We start from the raw sequence: 15707 nt of genomic DNA on the forward strand, positions 1-15707 counted from the left end.
AGTCGATAGATACTCATTTTTTATTGTGAAGAAAAGATGCTATAAAGATTAAAATTTTTAAACTAGTTTTATTTATGGAAGTAATAATGAGGCGAAATGTTCGTGTTTAGCAGTTCAACCATAGAATAAGGTTAAACACCCGCGAACGAAGCTAGCTTTGATAAACGATGCCTTTATTAAATAGGTATCAATTCAATAGGGTGGGATAGAATGAAAACTTAATATTTCATTCTGCAAATAACAAAATGTTCATGTTTTATTTGCATTCGCTGTACAGACATGTTATGATATTCAAGTAATACTTTGATATGTGTCTAGTTGTTTGACTTTATGTTCGATATACTTTTTCAATACACATCATTTTTTTATTACAAATAAGCACATATGATGTGTAATTGGAGGTACTATACATGAGTAATGGTACAGTTAAATGGTTTAATGCAGATAAAGGTTTCGGTTTCATCACTGGAGAAGATGGCAATGATGTTTTTGCACATTTTTCAGCTATCCAAGGTGACGGATTCAAAACTTTAGACGAAGGTCAAGCTGTGACTTTCGATGTTGAAGAAGGCCAACGTGGCTTACAAGCAACTAACATTCAAAAAGCGTAAAGCTATTGAATTAAAAGATTATTAAGAAGATCGGAAACGATCTTCTTTTTTTTATACCGAACTTTGCTGCAGTTGCGTTTAAAGGAGGATCCGTTATAATGGCGAGTACTTATGGCTTCAAATCTCCAAAATTATCAATTTTAGGTGAGCATTTTTCGATAGGTCAAGAAGTTATGTTTGAATATCAAAAAGAGATGCATTTGGGAATGATAAAAAATAAGTTGAGTAATTCTGTAGTTGTTAAAATAGTGAAGAGTGAGACGGAGACCTTAATCGACTTTATAACGGTTATTAGATACACCGACCTAATAGAGCCGCAAACAGAATTCTAATTACGGAATTTATCGTTAGAATACAACAATAACCTAGTAGCAAAGACGACTTTTTAATAGTCGTTTTTTTGTTGAGAAGGGGAACATCATTTCAGAAAGATAATAATTCGTTTGATCTTGAAATTAAGTGCTTAGCGGCACTATATGATTTTCCTTTTCTTCTATAATGCAAAAGACCTATTCATGATATTTATCGTGAATAGGTCTTTTGCTTCATTTTTTATGACTGATCATCTTTAATAGTTATAATTTTGAAAATGAAAGAGTGAGTAACGTCTTGAAATTTTAAAATCAGTTGCTTTTCAAAATGAACTATATGAACGTGTATACTTTGGAAGGAGTTTCTAATCTTACTATTTTTGTAAAATTGTATTCGTACAAAGTCCATTAATAAGACAGTAATTCCACCTGCAAAGCCACAATTGTATAAATTAATGCCAGCCGTTAAATAATGTGTATTTCGAGTAATTAAGGAAAACAAACATCCCGAAATTGCTCCGGTCAACAGGCCATATTTTCTTGTCATAGGAGAAAGAGTACTAGCAAAGAGAATAATGACAATGTTATTAGTACTCGCTGCATCTTGGTATAGAAATAGAGCAGTCAGGAAAACCCCTAATGCCGGAAAAAAGAAATAACGAAATTTAAAATTGTACATACTAAAACCCGCAAAGGTCAGGATGGCACCAACTAAAATTCCACTTAAGGGAACCTTTAGTAAGAGAGTAAAGACCACTGCTAAATAACCATACAGCGAAAACCGAGCAATTTTCTTTAAATCTAATAACAAATGCTTTGAGTAGGTTGGATTTCTTTTGTAAAAAGAAAGAAAGACGAGTAACGGGAAAGTGAACAAAGTTGCCAGGAAAAGCAGCAATGCGTGGTGATGCTCAAAGGAAAGTGCGTGAGGTACGATTTTTATCGCTAAAATATTTCTTGTAGTTACATTTCCTAAGATACCGATAAAACCGGCGGAGAAACCCATATTGTAGAGATTCAATTCTTTTGTGTGGATCTTTAGAAATTCGAAGATTGGTAAAATCGCGTAACCGATGACTAAACCGGCAAGTAAAGCGACGAGCTTGTTTGAAAGAAAAAAATGATCAGGAGCACAATAAATCGTACTAACAATGGGGGACAGACAGGTACTCAGAAGTCCCATAACCAATAGCTCTTGTTTTCCTGAATGATGGATTCGAAGATAAAGCAGACAGCCCAGAATGATCGGTGCGGAGTTCACGATATTCTTACCAAAAAAAGAAAAACCTGAAAGCATCATGATGACTGAAACAGTCAACGAGCAAAAATGGTGTTTATGTTTCCGTAAAAGAAACAGGCTGCTCAGTGTTAGCAGTCCGCTGTTCAAAAAAGCTGGGCCAACGCCTGCAATGTGAACATAATCCGTAATTAAATTACTAGGTGAACTGATGATTCGCTGCATACCCGTAATTAGTTTGTGCGGGCTGGCCAGAAAAAAAGCAGCGAATGTAATGCTTAATCCATATGAAATCAAAAAAATAAAAATGATATTTGTAGAAAGTAATGCTTGTTTTGTTTTCCCCAAAGAATCACACTCCTCTAAGTGACTTGAACGACTTTTACCCCCATATTTTGGATATCATTTAAAAGTTCTTCTGAACTAAATTGATCGGTAATCAAATAATCAAACGCTGAAATGTCGGACATTTTAAATTTAGAAGTCACGCCAACTTTTCGATGGTCTGCGACTAAAATTTTGCATTTTGTGGTCCGTTTAACCATCAATGCATTGATGGTAGCTTCATTAATCGTTTTTGCAGTAACCCCATTTTCTAAATCAATCCCGCTGCAGCCGACAACACAAACATCGGCATTAATTGCAGATAAAGTTTGAATGGCCACATCACCAACTAATGCTTCTTTTGGATAGCGCATTTCTCCACCCGTCAAAATATAATTATAATGGGCATTTTGTGGAGAGTAATTAATTTTTAGATTGTTTGTAATGACTGTTAAATGGTCGAGGTGCAAATAATCAATTACTTTTAAAGCCGTTGAACTAGAGTTAATAAAGAGTGTATCGTTATTATGAATGTGTTTACTCGCTTCCTTGGCGAGGAGTTGCTTTATTCGAACAGGTCCCGAATGATCATTCTCAGGCTTATTATCATAGTTAAATATGCAATAGCCGAATTTTCGAGTAATATCATTTTTTTCCTCTAATAAATGCAAATCACGACGGATGGTACTAAGAGAAACATCCAAACTATTAGCTAGCTCTAGAGTAGTCATATGTTCATTCTTTTCTAAAATATCCAAAATATCTTTATGACGTTTATCGATATTGATGATTGAATTCTTCAACTAAATCCCTCCGTTTTGATCCCGCAAAAAGTTGAAAAGATCAGGAAAACGCTTTATATGAATTTATTATACATTTTTATTAGATGTTTTAATATATAAAATCCTAAAAAAATCAAAAAATCATTAAAAAGGGCTTTCATATGACTGTTTTAAGAATAAGACTAAAGGACTATAGAAGATAAGATCAAATGATTATACAATATAGGTAACAAGTTACGTATTGCAATGAGACAGGAGTGATCCTTATGAATATTGAAGATTTGACTGAAGCGTTTAAAACGGGTCGTGATAAGCAACAACGAGCGATTTTTGCCAGTTTATTTATTTTAGGCAATCGTCTACAGACCTCGTTTGACAAAGTAGACCCTCTAATCACGATGAAGCAGTTTATGGTAATGATCATGATCAAACAGGCACCAGAAAAGGTATTGGATCTAACAACCTGTGGCGAATTGTTGGGCAGCTCGAGGCAAAATGCGAAGAAGCTGGCAGCGGCATTGGAAAGCAAAGGTCTTATCAGTATTTCTCGAAACAGTGATGATCGAAGAAAAACGGATCTTTCCTTAACATTCAAAGGAGAAGAGTATTTTCAAACAGTTGCACCATTACATAACCAAGCATTACATGCAATTTTTGAAAATTATTCAGATGAAGAATTGGAGCTGTTTTTTTCTATTTTTATGAAATTATATGACGGTGCGGAAAAGTTGGAAGCAATGGAAAATAAGTTAGATAAACCAAGGAGGAAATAGAATGACAACGATCGTGATCTACGCAACGAAAAAAGGCAGTTCGGAAATTTATGCTAGAGAATTCGCAAATTCGCGGCACTATCCAATATTAGAGCAGGCTCAAGTTACTTCAAAGGGGCTAATAACGGCGAGAAATATCTATTATTTTGGCAGTGTTTACGCTGGAAAAGTTCTAGGGTTGGAGGAGTGGAAGAAAAAAATTGATGATAAGAAAGAAATGACAATAGTTTCTGTTGGTTTATCGTCAAAAAACGATCAGGAGAAACTAGCTGAGATACAAAAGGGGATTAGTGAGGATTTTCCTGAAGCAGCGACTGTTCATTTAAGAGGCCGATTAGTAATAGAACAGATGAAACTGCCGGAGAAATTGATCGTGAAAATGATCTCCATGGCTAGTAAAAAGAAAATAGAGCAGGAGAAATTTGATATCGAAAAAGCCATCGAACAAGTTGTAGACGTGAGTTGTGTGGATTTTATCGATTTAGCTGAATTAGATAGGATTATTTAAAAAGAGAAGGGATTGAAGAATATGGGGAAACGAACGATAATTATTTTGATTGTTGTAGTAGCACTGGTGGTCTGTATAAAGCTCGGGACAGGCATTTTAACAAAGCGGACGTTGAAAAAAGTGAGGGTCAACGAGCTCGACATTTCTAAAGTAGCCGATGGCGAGTATATAGGTTTTGCACAGATCAAACCAGTCTCGGCCAGGGTACAAGTGAGTGTTGAGAAAGGTAAAATATCCGCGATTCAAATCAAAGATCATATGACTGGTTTAGGCAAGAACGGTGAGAAGATCGTGAACAGAATTATCGATAAACAAAGTTTGGAGGTGGACGCTATCAGCGGGGCGACGCAGAGCAGTATAACGATCCTGAAAGCTGTTGAAGATGCGCTAGTTTCCGGAAATTAAATTTTCTTTTCTTGTTATAGCAGTGTTGTAAATGGCTGCTTTTTTATGGGTTGTTGCATTTTTTGGGAACTCGCTGCGGACGCTTTATAATATTGCCATTTTGCTGATTTTGACTTAGTTATGGAGCCAAGGTATTGAAGCTGTCTGATGAGCACAGTTTTTATTAGCCAGTATTCTAGCTTACTTCGGAATCAGTTATTTCGATAGTCAACGCTGGCAATGGCGTATGATGATTTAACAAAAAAAGGGTCTATTCCAGTCATTGGAAATAGGCCCTCTTTTTTTATGTTCGTCACTTTTTATAAATAATAGTTGAACAAATCTGGTAAATCAACTCTCACCAACTCCTCGGAGGCAAGGACCAGCTGATTTTTTGAATCATACACAGTACCTCTGTGGTGGATCACCGATAGTCCGCTTTGCACATTAAACAGCTTAGCCTGTTCCTCGGTCAATTCGCTGATGGATACTTGATTCATTCCCTTATATTTTGGTTCAACGGCAAAACGATTAAGTACCTGATACAGTGATCCGGTTAAGTCTTCCTCAAACAAGAAGGTAAAATGCATTGGGAAAAAGTTATTCTCCAGCATAATTGGTACACCGTTGATTTTACGAAGACGCTGGACTGATAGAACCGTCTCAGAATTGAAAAGATTACTAAATTCTGCGGGAACGGGAAGCTCCTGTAAGGAAAGGACATCCGAGGTCAGCTTTTTTCCTTGCTCCAAGCAAAGTTGAGTCAGGGATAAACTTTGCTGCTGCGCTTGTTGGCGATTTTTTACAAAGGTTCCTTTTCCTTGGAGACGAGTCAAATAGCCTTCCTCTACCAGTTCATCAATCGCTTTGCGAACCGTAATTCGACTTACATTGAACCGCTTTTGAAATTGCGCTTCTGAAAGCAATTTATCACCGGGAGTCAATTCCTTCTGGTGGATCTGCTGGAGAATCGTTTCTTTTATCTGTAAATAAAGAGGCTTGTTCTCATCATTAACCTTTTGAATCATCTTCACACCGCCTTTTCTTCATTATAATCAAAAAGAATTGATAGTTCAACTATAGTACAAGTTAAGCTATATGTATTGAACTTGTATTGACATCGAACCGAACATGTATTAAACTCGTATTATCGAAAGATAATTACTTAAGGCGATTAAAAGAAAGCGAGGAAGCACGATGGAACTAAGAGAAATTATTGAAGCAATTAACGAAGAGAAGCAAAAGGTCGGAGGAATCGAGAATGTCGTTTGGTTGGCGGCGGGAGGCAGCTATGGCGGCTTTTATCCCGGACATTATTTTTTGGATCAGGAAGCGAAGAAGCTTCGGTCTAAAAATATTACCAGCAATGAATTTGTTCAGGCACCGCCTGCTTTTGTGGGAGAGAATACTGTCGCTGTGGTTTGTTCTATGCGAGGGGCACCGGAAACGATTGAAGCAGCGAAGGTCGTTAAGAAACTAGGGGCGGCGACTATTGCGTTATACGTCGATGAATCGGAATTAACAGAGGTTTGTGATTTCAAATTTGTTTACGATTCTGTCGCGGTGGACAGCAGCGATTTTTCTAAAACGAATGCCGCTTATGGATTGAAAATCGCGATGCTTCTTCTGGATGTTGTTGAAGGGTATGAACATGTGTCTGTCGCGTTACAAAGCTTCGAAGGAGTTGATAGTGCCTATCGACAGGCTGTAACGGATATTCGAACCAAGGCGATCAAATGGGCACTGCAAAATCGTGAGTCGAAGTCCATTCATGTCTTGGGGAGCGGGGCGACATTTGGCGCAGCCTATATCTTTTCAATCTGCAACATCATGGAGATGCTGCAGATTGATTCACCAACAGTTAACTGCTGTGATTTCTTCCATGGGCCGTTTGAGGTAATCAATGAGGAAACCTCTGTTTTCTTGCTTGTGGGTGAGGGCGGCAGCCGTTCGAACGATGAGCGCGCGGCGCGCTTTTTACAGGAATTTGGCGGTAAAAAGGTCTTTCTGTTAGACGCTCAGGATCTGGGACTGAATAAATTCGATTCCAAGGTCAGTGAGCATTTCAATCATTTGATTTTCTCTCCGATTTTGAACAATGTCTTTATGCGAGAGCTGGCCTACCAGATCAAAAAAGACTACATGACTCGCACTTATATGTGGAAAGCGCAATACAATTAGAACAGGCTTTCACCCAGTGGATAAAAAACCGCTGGGTGATTTTTTTTGCAACAAATCCGCATGCTATTATATAGAAGAAAGGAGTCTTTTTTTCGGCATTCTCTTCTTCATCTATACGTCAACACTCTTTCCGCACATTACCTTCACCACTATCCAGAGTGTTGGAAGCGTTTGATAAACCCTTGTCAGAACTGATTTTGACGGCTGTAACTAAAGTTGGCACGGTAGTTGCTTAATATAAAAGTGAGAACAGTTATAAGGAGGATAGGGAATGAACAAGATTATTTTAGCAAGCCACGGAGAGTTTTCGCAGGGATTGAAGCAGACTGCATCAATGATTATTGGCGATGAAGGAAATATTTTTGCTCTCTCGGCATTTCGTGATGAGGATGAACCAATCAAAAATCAAGTAGAACGTCTATTAGAAACGACCGGCTATGAGGATGTCTACATTTTGACCGATATTTTTGGTGGCAGCGTCAATAACGATTTGTTAACGATTCAGCAAAAGCATCCAGAGCTGCACTTATTTGCAGGAATGAATTTGCCGTTGGTGATCTCGATCGCAACGCAGACCGGAAGAATTGATTCTGATCAATTGGCAAATATCCTCGAGGACAGCCGTCGAGGAATGATTGACTGTAAACAGCTATTAGCAGAAAAAATAAATATTGGAGGGGACGATTTATGATTAAACTAGTCCGCATTGATTACCGTTTATTGCATGGTCAAGTGGTTTTTTCTTGGACCAAGTCACAGGGGATCAATCGCATTATCGTGATCAATAAAGAGGCAGCCACAGATGAATTTAAGAAGATGTCGCTGAACTTAGCCAAACCCACTGGTGTGAAGCTGAATATTTTTACAGTAGACGAAGCGTTATCAAAAATGGCGAAGGTTGAAACATTAAAGGAAAATATCATGCTGATCTTTGGGAATACGAAAGAAACATTGGCGTTTTGCAAGGCGTACCCAAAGATTAAGGAAATTAATTATGGCGGAATACCTAAAACGAATGACGGTAAACAATTCGGCAGCGCCATTTTTCTAAACGAGGAGGAGCAGGGAGAAGCCAATCAGTTGAAAGAAATGGGGATAAAACAATACATGCAGCAGATACCAACCTCTAAATCAGAGGATTTAAATAAATTATTTTAAAAGGAGGGCTTTAAATGTTGGTTCAATCAATAGTTTTAGGATTGATTGGTGTATTCGTCATGCTGGACTCCCGAATTCTGGGCCGACTGAACTTCGAGCGGCCGTTGATCGTTGGGACACTCGTAGGTTTGGCATTGGGAGACTTGGAGAAAGGGCTGCTTGTCGGAGCATCGATCGAGTTGATCTCTTTGGGGGTCGTTCAGGTTGGAGCCGCCGTACCTGCAGATATGACATTAGGAGCAGTTATCGCAACAGCTTTTGCAATTTTATCTGGTTCAAATGCAGAGACGGCTTTGACAATCGCGATACCGATCGCTATTTTAGGACAGCTGTTAGGAATCTTGATGCGGACCGTTTTAGCCAGTTTAACACACCGAGCCGATTCGTTGATTGAGGAAGGGAAGTTCAAACGGGTACAGCACATTCACATTGTCTGGGGAACGATCTTGTATTCATTGATGTATTTTGTTCCTATTTTTCTAGCAATTTATTTTGGAACGGATTTGGTTAAATCAATCGTTGACGCAATTCCTGAATGGATTACTGATGGGTTGAGTCTAGCAAGTAAGCTGCTGCCAGCGTACGGGTTTGCTTTGCTGCTGCAAACAATGCTGTCTAAAAAAATGATGCCGTTTCTAGTTTTAGGTTTCTTGATCACTGCTTATTCAGGCTTAGGAATTACAGGAGTGGCATTATTTGCTGGTATCGTGGCCTTTGTCATGTATCAGATCGAAGCAAATAAATCTGGTGGAAGCGGCGGCGGATCGGCAGAAGAACCTGATGCATTGGATGATCTATAAGAGGAGGGAATAAAATGGCAAAAGAAAAAGATCAAAATGGTCGGAAGTATTGGCAATTTTTCTGGCGCTCATGGGCGATACAGGATTCTTGGAATTATGAGCGTGCGATGAATATGGGTTTCTTATACGGAATCGCTCCAACTCTAGATCGTATCTATAAAGATCCTAAAGATGAAACGTTGAAAAAAGAAGCTTATCAGCGGCATATGCTGTATTACAACTGCACACCGCAAACGAGCGCGTTTGTATTGGGCTTAGCTGCTTCAATGGAAGAACAATATTACGAGGATCAAGAAGGCTTTAATCCAGATACGATCAACTCGGTGAAAACCTCATTGATGGGACCTTTATCCGGTATCGGAGACTCCTTTTTTCAAGGAACCGTTCGAGTTTTAGCCTTTGGTTTAGGAATCAACTTAGCACAACAAGGGAGTATTTTAGGTCCAATCCTAGCGATGATCATTTCCTTCGTCCCATCGTTTCTTGTGACGTATTATGGTGGGAAATTTGGATACAATATGGGGAATAAATATTTGACTAGATTATATGAGGGCGGGTTGATGGACCGAGTGATGTACGTCTGCTCGATTATCGGTTTGATGGTTATCGGTGCAATGATCGCCAGCATGATCGGAATCACGACGCCGATCAAATTCGGTAAGACATTTGTGCTGCAGGATGTTTTAGACAATATTATGCCGCAGATGCTGCCGTTTGCATTAACAATATTTATGTACTGGCTGCTGCAAAAGAAAGTAAATACAAGCATCATGCTCTTGATCTGTATCGTCGGCGGCTTGATTTTGAGTGCATTAGGAATATTTGTTTAACTTTGGTAGTTGAAACAGAGCTGTGATGAAAAGCAAGACATCATAGGATCGTTTCTCTAAATAAAAAAGAAAACTGAGGAGGAATTCAGAAAATGAATTCAACGATGGAAGCAAAAGACATTATCAAAGAGATTGTAGGAAAGCATGAAGTGAAACATGTTGTCTTCGTCGGCTGTGGCGCATCAAAAGCAGATTTGTATCCAGCAAAATACTTTTTAGACCAAAATGCGAAGCAATTACGCATCAGCCACTACACAGCCAACGAATTCAACTTTGCGACACCAACTTCGGTCGATGAGAACACCGTGGTGATCTCGGCTTCACTTGGAGGTGCAACTCCAGAAACAGTGGAAGCCAATGCCGTTGCCAAAGATAAAGGTGCTACAGTAATTAGTTTAACACGAATGATTGATGCACCGCTAACAAAAGATGCAGATTATGTTATTTATCATCGCTTTGCTGAAAACTATGCCGCAAAACTTGAAAAAACCGGTTATTGCTTATTATTGGCCGTAGAATTATTAAATCAAGTCGAAGGCTATGAACACTATGAAAAAATGCTAGATGGCTTTTCAAAAATCTATGATTTGGCACAAGAAAGCGCGGAATCCGCTCGAAAAGCAGCGAAACAATTCGCAGACCGCTTCAAAAATGAGAAAGTTATTTATATCATGAGCAGCGGCGCGACACATGAAGTGGCTTATTCTTCTTCTGTTTGTCTAATGATGGAAATGCAGTGGATCAACTCTGGTACTTTCCACGCGGGAGAATTTTTCCATGGTCCTTTTGAAATTGTTGATAAGGACGTACCGTTTATCCTGTTAATGAATGATGGAAAAACACGAGCCATCGATTCTCGCGCTTTAGCCTTCTTGGATCGCTTCGATGCGAAAACAGAAGTTGTTGATGCGTTGGATTATGGCTTGTCCGCTCATATTGAAAAAGAAGTTTTGGATTACTTTAATCCATTTGTAATCACTGCTGTATTCAGAGTATATGCAGAAGAACTTTCTTACGCAAGAGAACATCCGTTGACCAAACGTCGTTATATGTGGAAGCTTTCTTACTAGTCGCAAAAATACTTTGCGAAAAAACTGAGATTCTATGTCTCGGTTTTTTCGCATTATTAAAAAATCTGATCCTTCCGATAAAGGAAATGCTATACAATAGTATTGAAGGGACAACAAATCGATTAAAAGCAGGTGATGAAAATGAAAAAAGAACTGGATGAATACTTGTATGAGTTGACGATGAATCTAAATGAAGGATCCGAGGAGCGTTTTTCAGCAAATCAAATCGCTGAGTCACTGCAATTAAATCGAAGTACCATCAGCAGCTATTTGAATCAGGCATTTCGCGAAGGCGAGCTAATCAAGATCAAGAACTATCCTGTGTTATTTTTACATAAAAACGCATTGTTAGATGCGTCTATTATGATCGACAGGGCGGAGTATGATTCTATTGAAAAATTACTAGCTCCGGAAATGGGCAATGCACTTGAAGAAATCATTGGAGCCAATGGCAGTTTAAAAGAAGCGATTGATCAAATCAAAACCGCTGTTTTATACCCACATAATGGCTTGCCGATCCTGTTGATGGGTGTCAGCGGGTCGGGAAAAACCTTTTTAGCAGAAAAAATTTATGACTATGCCAAAGAACAACAGGTGATCAACAGCAAGGCGCCTTTTATCGCCTACAATTGCGCGCAATATTTTAACAATCCAGAGCTATTGTCATCGGCCCTGTTCGGACATACAAAAGGCGCTTTTACTGGTGCAGATCATGAGCATAGCGGCTTGATCGAGAAAGCGGATGGCGGAATCTTGTTTTTAGATGAGGTCCATCGGCTATCAGAAGAAGGACAAGAAAAATTATTTACCTTCATGGATACTGGAGAATTTTCTCCGATGGGGGATACGAGCATTCGGCGAAAGGCCAATGTCCGTTTGATCTTCGCCACGACTGAAAATGTCTATTCGGCTTTTTTACCGACTTTTTTAAGACGTCTGCCAGTAATCGTAACACTGCCTAAATTTCAAAATCGTCCACAGTCTGAACGGCTGCGCTTGATCGATTCATTCTTCATTGCTGAAAGTAGTATTTTAGAAAAGGAATTGCAAGTTTCTTACCCACTGATCGATTTCTTATTAAACAGTGACTTAGAAGGCAATGTCGGAAAAATAAAGAATATCATCAAATATGCCTGTGGAAATGCGTATGTCCACCAAAAAAATAGTCAGATAATCGTTGTTCGGTTGAAGGATCTGCCGCTTGAGTATAATTTGAAATTCAAAGAACAGTTCAGCAAACCCAAGAAGAAGATGCCCGATCGTACCTATCTGCCCAATACAACCCAACAAATTCATCTAGAGAGCAAAGAAACCCAGCTGCTTCGTAGTTTCTTTGATGAGATAGTAGGAGAATTCAAGAAGGTGCAGCAAAAAGAGAGTTTAGCGCAGGCATTTATTGAGGACAATGTAAACCGTGTGACTCAGATGATGGATGAGTTCATCTTCCAGGGAACCTATGAAAAGGAAGAATCGCTTTATTCGGTGCTGACCTATCACATCCGTCAGACATTGGATATGATGTATGAAAATTATGGGTTTGAGCAAGATGGTAACCGCGTCGTGTCTTTAGCCAGTTATCTTTATTTAAAAGACAACACAGATATTTTAAGCAGTCACTATGAATGGCAAGAACAAAAAAACGACATGATGGAGTTTTTAGATTCCTTTCTTGAGACGCCGTTTTGGTATGCAAAAAAATTATTGACCTATTTATCCCAGCAGCTAGACCAGCAATTATTAGAAGAAGATATTGTGTTTGTGACCTTCTATTTTTATAGTTTGCAGATTAGCGACCTGCCCAATGATGTGAAATGTATCGTATTGGCACACGGCTATTCTACCGCCAGCAGTCTGGCGAATGTAGTTAATCGAATGCTAGGTAAGAATGTTTTTCAGGCCTACGATATGCCAATCAATATTACTCTTGACAAGGTAGAGGCTCAGATCATTCGTTATATCAATGATTACCGAACAGATTCTGGACTAATTCTATTAGTAGACATGGGTTCGTTCAATCAACTAGGCGAACGTCTGACCAATCATATTAAGAGTCCCTTAGTAATCATCGATAATGTCAGTACACCGCTTGTGTTAGAGGTCGGTCAACATATCGTCAACGGCAACAGCGTGACGGAAGTCTACGAAGCGATCACAGTAGAAAATCGTATCCAAAAGCAGCTGATCATTCCAGAAATCAATAAGAAAAAAGCGATTATTACCTGCTGCTATACTGGAATGGGGAGCGCGACGCAGATCCAGGAGATTCTTCAAAAATGTTTAGGAGATTCTGCTCGAGAATTGACAATTCTTCCTTATGACTACAAAAAGCTAGCGGAAAATAAAATGTATGAAACGCCATTTCAGCTATATGATGTGCTGATGATCGTCGGAACTGAAAACCCTAAGATTAATCAGATTCCATATATTGGTTTGGATCAACTGATCAATGGCGAAGCTATTTCTGAATTTGCGGGATTGCTGCAGGAACAAGTAGCGATCGATGATGGAGCCTTCAAGAGTCAGCTGATTTTCAATTTCTCGATCAATAAAATAGTCGAAAATCTGACGATCCTTGATGCGACAAAGGTTCTGCGACTGGTTCAAAAAGCGGTGAAGGAACTGGAAAAATTGATGGGGATCGAGTTTTCTAATAATCAATTGTTCCTGCTTTACATGCATTGCTGCTCTATGATCGAACGGATCTTGCGCAAAGAAAGCGTCGATGAACAAGATGACATTGAGGAATATGTACAAAAAGAGGGGCACAATATGGAATTGATCCATCAAGCCTTTCTAGAGGTCGAGAAGGAATATACGATCGAGCTCCCGCTACTGGAACTTCGCTTGCTGAATGACATCGTAAAGGAATAGGTGAAAAATGAAAAAGGCAGTAATATTTGATATGGATGGCGTCTTGATTGATAGTGAACCATTCTATTTTGAACGGCGGATGGATTTTTTTAAAGCCAAGGGTATCCAGCCAGGCTCTGATAGGTTTGAGGATTACGTAGGAAATTCTGAAAAACAAACATGGCAAATGCTGGTGCCTGATAATGAAATTCAACGGAACCTGCTCCATAAAGAATATCTTCAGTACAAAAAACAAAATGACATCGATTTTTCTAAAGCGCTGCGGAGCACTGTGCCGCAAGTACTAAGCACCTTAGACGAAGCCGATATCATGATGGGGCTGGCCTCCTCGTCGCCTAGAAAAGAGATTGATCAGATGTTATCGGATTGCCGCTTAGCGAAGCATTTTTCCTTTACCATCAGCGGTGAAGAAGTAAGGGAAAGCAAGCCGAATCCAGAAATATATTTGATCAGTCGAGCAGCGTTGACATGTGAAGATTACTTGGCTGTAGAGGATTCTACATTAGGAATTGCCGCCGCAAAAGCAGCAGGGATATACACTGTAGCGTTGAAGCAAGAGTTCTTTATGGATCAGAAGGCTGCAGACGTTATCATCACTGATCTGAACGAGCTGCTAACATTACCGAGATTAACTAAATAATAAGTCCAAAACTCTTCAATCAATATTTTTGAAGAGTTTTTTGTAATTCTTAGTTGCAAATAATTAGTATTTGTATTAGTATTACGTCAATCAATAAATATGCGTTGAAGAGAAGAGTAATTGATCGTGAAACGATTAAAGAGACCCTCGGCAGGTGAAAAGAGGGATCGTAGAAAATCAATGAAGATGAACTCTGAGCCTTTAGCTTGTTCACGCAAGCTGGACGGGAAGCGACCGTTATATCGCCGGGTATGTCTGTACCGTTGAGGTATTATCTGTGAAGATAATACGAATAAGGGTGGTAACGCGAAAATATTCGTCCCTTTATTTATCAGTGATCTGGTGGATAAAGGGATGGATATTTTTTTTATTTGTCAAAAAAATTTGGGAGTGTGTCTATTATGAAAAAAATCGGATTAGCAATATTAATTATAAGTTGTATTACATTTTTGGCTGCGTGTGGTTCGGGATCGGCTGAAAAAACGGATAAAATAAAAATTGGAGCATCCCCAACCCCGCATGCAGAAATTTTAGAGCACATAAAACCTGAGCTAAAAAAAAAGGGAATCGATTTGGAAATTGTTAAATTTGACGATTATGTTTTGCCGAATAAGGCGTTAGAAAATGGGGATATTGATGCAAATTACTTTTCTACTGTTCCATATTTCAATTTGCAAAAGAAAGAAAATAGGTACAAATTTTCAAATGTTGGAGCGATCCATCTTGAACCAATGGGTATCTATTCTCATAAAATAAAAAAAGTTAGCGACATACCCAATGGTGCTAAAGTCGTTGTTTCAAACGTACCTTCTGAATGGGGACGAGTGCTGAATATCTTTGTTAAAAACAATTTAATAAAAATTAAATCAGGTGTGCCCATCGATAAAGCTACCTTTGATGATATTACAGAAAATCCAAAAAATTTAGTATTTGATCATAGCGTCGATCCAACGCTGCTAACTTCGGCATACGAGAACAATGAAGGGGATCTTGTAGCAATCAACTCTAATTTCGCCTACGAAAAAGGTTTGAATCCTGTAAAAGATTCTTTAATGATCGAACAAAATGATTCGCCATATGTTAACATCGTGGCAACAAAAACAAGTAATAAGGATAACAAGGATATTAAGAAAATCGTTGAAGTACTACACGAATCAAAAGTTCAAAAATGGATTAAAGAAAAATGGGGCGGTTCAGTAGTGCCAGTTAATTAAAAAAATAGAAAGA

At 38.8% G+C, this 15707-nt stretch carries 17 protein-coding genes and 1 other annotated feature; of the genes, 14 read left to right on the top strand and 3 right to left on the bottom strand.

What is annotated here, in order from left to right; genetic code table 11:
• Window positions 1–410: 410 nt before the first annotated feature.
• A complete protein-coding gene (locus PGP85_RS04095; protein WP_010739319.1) occupies window positions 411–611 on the top strand; it encodes a cold-shock protein in 201 nt (66 codons plus the stop codon).
• A 98-nt stretch (window positions 612–709) separates the two neighbouring features.
• Complete coding sequence (locus tag PGP85_RS04100) at window positions 710–943, top strand: hypothetical protein (RefSeq protein ID WP_270326275.1); 234 nt, start codon at window positions 710–712, stop codon at window positions 941–943.
• Between the two features lie 220 nt (window positions 944–1163).
• On the opposite strand, the gene PGP85_RS04105 is transcribed toward PGP85_RS04100, so the two are convergent.
• Both PGP85_RS04105 and PGP85_RS04110 read right to left on the bottom strand, forming a co-directional pair.
• Window positions 1164–2507 (bottom strand): DUF1576 domain-containing protein, encoded by a 1344-nt coding sequence (locus tag PGP85_RS04105; RefSeq protein WP_270326277.1) that lies wholly within the window; start codon window positions 2505–2507, stop codon window positions 1164–1166.
• Between the two features lie 14 nt (window positions 2508–2521).
• Window positions 2522–3286: a DeoR/GlpR family DNA-binding transcription regulator gene (locus PGP85_RS04110; protein WP_270326278.1), complete on the bottom strand. Its 765-nt coding sequence runs from the start codon at window positions 3284–3286 to the stop codon at window positions 2522–2524.
• 245 nt (window positions 3287–3531) lie between these two features.
• Here PGP85_RS04110 and PGP85_RS04115 point away from each other — a divergent pair, with 245 nt between their 5' ends.
• The 3 genes from PGP85_RS04115 to PGP85_RS04125 are packed head-to-tail and all read left to right on the top strand — an operon-like array spanning window position 3532 to window position 4951.
• Window positions 3532–4038, top strand: a complete 507-nt coding sequence (locus tag PGP85_RS04115; protein ID WP_270326279.1) for a MarR family winged helix-turn-helix transcriptional regulator — start codon at window positions 3532–3534, stop codon at window positions 4036–4038.
• Between the two features lies 1 nt (window position 4039).
• The gene (locus tag PGP85_RS04120) at window positions 4040–4546 is read left to right on the top strand and encodes a flavodoxin domain-containing protein (RefSeq protein WP_270326280.1); all 507 of its coding nucleotides are present in this window, start codon (window positions 4040–4042) and stop codon (window positions 4544–4546) included.
• Between the two features lie 21 nt (window positions 4547–4567).
• On the top strand, window positions 4568–4951 hold the full coding sequence (locus PGP85_RS04125) for an FMN-binding protein (RefSeq protein WP_010739313.1): 384 nt from the start codon (window positions 4568–4570) through the stop codon (window positions 4949–4951).
• A gap of 299 nt (window positions 4952–5250) precedes the next feature.
• Here PGP85_RS04125 and PGP85_RS04130 read toward each other — a convergent pair whose 3' ends face one another.
• Complete coding sequence (locus tag PGP85_RS04130; RefSeq protein WP_010739312.1) at window positions 5251–5958, bottom strand: GntR family transcriptional regulator; 708 nt, start codon at window positions 5956–5958, stop codon at window positions 5251–5253.
• A gap of 169 nt (window positions 5959–6127) precedes the next feature.
• On the opposite strand from PGP85_RS04130, the gene PGP85_RS04135 reads away from it, so the two are divergent.
• The 9 genes from PGP85_RS04135 to PGP85_RS04175 all read left to right on the top strand — a co-directional run bounded on the left by PGP85_RS04135 (window position 6128) and on the right by PGP85_RS04175 (window position 15694).
• Window positions 6128–7111, top strand: a complete 984-nt coding sequence (locus PGP85_RS04135) for a sugar isomerase (RefSeq protein WP_270326281.1) — start codon at window positions 6128–6130, stop codon at window positions 7109–7111.
• 271 nt (window positions 7112–7382) lie between these two features.
• Window positions 7383–7802, top strand: coding sequence for a PTS sugar transporter subunit IIA (locus tag PGP85_RS04140; protein ID WP_270326282.1), 420 nt, complete (start codon window positions 7383–7385; stop codon window positions 7800–7802).
• A complete protein-coding gene (locus PGP85_RS04145; RefSeq protein ID WP_270326283.1) occupies window positions 7799–8269 on the top strand; it encodes a PTS sugar transporter subunit IIB in 471 nt (156 codons plus the stop codon). The genes PGP85_RS04140 and PGP85_RS04145 overlap by 4 nt, the downstream gene beginning before the upstream one ends.
• A gap of 14 nt (window positions 8270–8283) precedes the next feature.
• On the top strand, window positions 8284–9069 hold the full coding sequence (locus PGP85_RS04150) for a PTS mannose/fructose/sorbose/N-acetylgalactosamine transporter subunit IIC (RefSeq protein WP_010739308.1): 786 nt from the start codon (window positions 8284–8286) through the stop codon (window positions 9067–9069).
• Window positions 9070–9083: 14 nt separating this feature from the next.
• Window positions 9084–9899, top strand: coding sequence for a PTS system mannose/fructose/sorbose family transporter subunit IID (locus PGP85_RS04155; protein ID WP_270326285.1), 816 nt, complete (start codon window positions 9084–9086; stop codon window positions 9897–9899).
• 92 nt (window positions 9900–9991) lie between these two features.
• Window positions 9992–10969, top strand: coding sequence for an SIS domain-containing protein (locus PGP85_RS04160; RefSeq protein ID WP_090407789.1), 978 nt, complete (start codon window positions 9992–9994; stop codon window positions 10967–10969).
• Between the two features lie 141 nt (window positions 10970–11110).
• Window positions 11111–13840: a sigma 54-interacting transcriptional regulator gene (locus tag PGP85_RS04165; protein WP_270326289.1), complete on the top strand. Its 2730-nt coding sequence runs from the start codon at window positions 11111–11113 to the stop codon at window positions 13838–13840.
• Window positions 13841–13847: 7 nt separating this feature from the next.
• On the top strand, window positions 13848–14480 hold the full coding sequence (locus PGP85_RS04170; protein ID WP_010739304.1) for an HAD family hydrolase: 633 nt from the start codon (window positions 13848–13850) through the stop codon (window positions 14478–14480).
• 95 nt (window positions 14481–14575) lie between these two features.
• Window positions 14576–14807: a binding site (T-box leader), on the top strand.
• A gap of 74 nt (window positions 14808–14881) precedes the next feature.
• Complete coding sequence (locus PGP85_RS04175; protein WP_270326291.1) at window positions 14882–15694, top strand: MetQ/NlpA family ABC transporter substrate-binding protein; 813 nt, start codon at window positions 14882–14884, stop codon at window positions 15692–15694.
• Window positions 15695–15707 lie beyond the last annotated feature (13 nt).

Source organism: Enterococcus malodoratus (assembly GCF_027659535.1).
Classification (GTDB): domain Bacteria; phylum Bacillota; class Bacilli; order Lactobacillales; family Enterococcaceae; genus Enterococcus_A; species Enterococcus_A malodoratus.